This is a genomic window from Streptomyces sp. NPDC037290 (assembly GCF_055603245.1).
On sequence record NZ_JBVJVZ010000153.1, the window covers coordinates 1 to 1,285 of the forward strand.

Sequence of the window (1,285 nt, forward strand, 5' to 3'; positions counted from 1 at the left end):
GCTTGCGCTGGGGGAGGTTGCCGAAGTTCGCGAAGCCCTCGTAGCGCGGGGTGACCCAGTGCGTTCCCCGGTTGCCGTCCACGGTGTTCGCCACCTCCCCCTGCTTGATTCCGGAGCCGTCGGGCGTGAACTCCGTGGCCCCCGCGATGTCCAGGGGTTCGGCGGACGGTGCGGGCTTGTCGTCCTTGTTCTTGTCGTCCTCGTTGGGCTCGGTGACGCCGGTGTCGCCGGAGCCCTTGGTGCGGTCGAGCAGCGCCTCCGCGAGCTGCCAGCTGCCGAGGCCCAGGGCGGCGATGAGAAGAGCGGACACGGTCCACTTGAGGACGCGGCCGGTACGGCTCTGCAGGGGCGCCGGAGGGGCCGGCATCACGGGCTGCGCGACGGCGGACGGGTGGGAGGACGGGCGTCCGTACGTGCCCTGCTGATAGGTCGTGCGCTGGTAGGCCGGCGGCGCGGTGAACGTGGGCTCCGGCGGAAGGATGCGCGGCATCGCCGCGACGGCCTTGGCCAGCTCGTCCGGGGTGGTGCAGGGCGGTTCCTGGCGGGAGGCGGTGGCACCGTCGTTGGCGAGTGCCCGCATGGCGAGCTCGGAGAGCCCGCGGTGGACGCCGGCCCGTACCTGGTCGGGGGCGATGAGGCCCAGGCCCTTGGGCAGACCGGCGAGTCCGTGGGCGTCCTCGCCGTACGGCCAGCGGTGGGTCAGGGCGGCGTAGAGGAGGGCGCCGATGGCCTCGGTGTCCGTACGGAGGGGGCGCTCGGCGGTGATGCCCCGCAGGGCGGCGTTCACGGCGAGGCCACGGATGCGGTACTGCCCGGTGGAGCTGCGCAGGACCGCGCCGGGGGTCAGGCGCAGATGGGAGAGGCCCTCGCGGTGGGCGGCGGCCATCGCCTGGGAGAGCTGGCTGACGAGCTGGTAGGCGTCGTGGGCCTCCATCGGCCCGGCGGCCAGCAGAGCGGTGAGCTCGGTGGCATCCGGCAGCCATTCGTGGACCACGTAGACGAGGTCGTTCTCCTCTACGGCGTCCAGGACCTGGACGAAGCGGGGGTCCCCGAGCAGGGCCGAGGAGCGGGCTGCGGCCAGCACCGAGCGGGCCCGCGGGTGGTCGGCGGGAAGCAGATGGACGCCCACCGCCCGGCGGAGCTTCTCGTCGACCGCGCGCCAGCTGCTGAAGCCGTCCAGGCGGGTGACGCACTCCTCCAGGCGGTAGCGCCCGGCGAGTTTGTGACCGCTGTGCAGATCGGGTGACGCCGGAACGGCCTCGGAACGCTTCTGCCCACCGTCCGT

Annotated in this window: 1 protein-coding gene; it reads right to left on the reverse strand. The window is 73.2% G+C overall.

The window, feature by feature from the left end:
• A partial coding sequence (locus ACZ7HQ_RS45585; protein WP_471003565.1) for a protein kinase family protein occupies positions 1–1,285 on the reverse strand: 1,285 nt, incomplete at both ends.